This window comes from Burkholderia sp. lig30, from assembly GCF_000687455.2.
Taxonomy (GTDB): Bacteria; Pseudomonadota; Gammaproteobacteria; order Burkholderiales; family Burkholderiaceae; genus Burkholderia.
The window spans coordinates 1-1,909 of sequence record NZ_JGVW01000013.1 but is presented as its reverse complement, the minus strand read 5'-3'; the positions used below and the strand labels follow the sequence as shown (position 1 = coordinate 1,909).

Sequence of the window (1,909 nt, the reverse complement as noted above, 5' to 3'; positions counted from 1 at the left end):
CCACCACTGCCGGACGACGAGCTGCTGCCCGACGAGCCCGTGTCGGCGGTCGTGTTGGTGCCACTGGAGCTGCCGGACGAACCGCCGCTACCGGACGACGAGCTGCTGCTCGACGAGCTCGTATCAGCGGTCGTGTTGGTGCCGCTGGAGCTGCCGCTCGACGAACCACCGCTGCCGGACGACGAGCTGCTGCTCGACGAGCTCGTGTCAGCGGTCGTGTTGGTGCCGCTGGAGCTGCCGCTCGACGAACCACCGCTGCCGGACGACGAGCTGCTGCCCGACGAGCTCGTGTCAGCGGTCGTGTTGGTGCCGCTGGAGCTGCCGCTCGACCCACCGCTGCCGGACGACGAGCTGCTGGTCGAAGAACCCGACTCGTCGTTCTTGCCGCTGCTGGAGCCACTGCCCGAACCGCTGCCCGACGAACTGCCGGAGCTGGGCGTTAGCGGCGGTGGGGGCGGCGTAGGTGTTGGCATGGGAGCCGGTGGCGGCGGTGGTGGTGCCGATGGCGGTGGCGGTGGCGGAAGCGGTCGATCCGGACCACCCGATGATCCCGACCCGCTCGACCCACCCGGTCCACTTGACGAACTCGACGCGCTCGGTCCACCCGACCCGCCCGGCCCCCAACCCGGCCCACTCGACGAGCCCGAACTGCTCGACGAACTCGAACTGCTCGACGAACCCGAGCTACTGTTGGGCGCGCAATTGCCGAAAATGCAGAGCACGGGATAGCCCTTGTTGACCGCGCTGTTCGCCGGCAAACCCCATACTGGTATCTTCTCTGGAGAATCGGGGGGAACCACAGCCGCCTCGGTGTGGTGGTCGCCGTATGGGAGGATGCTCCTGGTGTTCAGCTCCGTCGCCCAGGGGACGGTTGTTTTCAGATTTATGTACTGCGACGTCGTGTCGCCGGGCGTACCGTTGACGTGGCCGATCATTGGGTTCTGATTCGTCGAGGGGTCCCACACGGCATAGATCGCGGGAATATTGTTGCTAGAGTAGGACTCGGTTCCGACGATGCTTCCCGCGGATGCCCGCGACGTTGTGGCACCAACGGCATAGCCCTGGATCACCCCCCCATCCCTCAAGGTCCCAACCAGGCCGCCAGCCACAGGGCCAGACACTGTCCCAGTGGCATAAACGTCTTCGAGAGCCGAACCCCAACCGCCAAGGCCCACCAATCCCCCTGCAGCACCATACCTGGCAGTGACTGGACCCGTGGCATAGCTTTGCCCGATCGCGACGCCGAAGTCCTGGTAGCCGCCCACCGCGTTCTCGTAGCCGACCAGGCCGCCAACGGCATCCGCCCCAGTCACGGCCCCGGTAGCAAAGCTGGCCTCGACATTGCGATCATTGCCACCTAACAATCCACCGACATTGGTATTACCTGTGACCGAACCGGTTGCGTAGACCCAGAAGACCCCCCCCCCATACTGGCCGACAGTGCCGACTGCGCCGCCCACATTGGTGGCGCTCGGAGACGACACATCGACGGTGGCATAGCTATGGGAGAGAACGCTTCCGTCCATCCTCCCCGCCAACCCGCCGACATCGCTCGTGGAACCCGTGACCGCCCCGCTGCCGGTGACGTAGCTGTTGTTGACGTTCCCGTGATTCACATAACCGACCAGCCCCCCCACACGCCCCTCCCCGGTCACGCCCGCCGCACCCAGCACCACGCCGACATTGCGGATCGCACCGCTGGTCTGCGAGAACAGCCCCACGTTGACGGTCCACGGCAGGTTGATTTCGAGCCCGGTAATCTGGTGCCCCAGGCCATCGAACACGCCGGCGAAGGCCCCGACATTCGTGCCAAACATCCCGATCGGCGTGAAGGCGCTGGTCAGCGCCACGTCGCTGCCCAGGTAGTAGTAGCCGTTCCATGACAGATTTTGCAGGTCCGCCTGCGACG

At 65.6% G+C, this 1,909-nt stretch carries 1 pseudogene; it reads left to right on the top strand.

Features of this window, described 5'->3' with window-relative positions:
• Positions 1-729: pseudogene (locus LIG30_RS26725) on the top strand (hypothetical protein); the annotation flags it as partial.
• Positions 730-1,909: the final 1,180 nt, after the last annotated feature.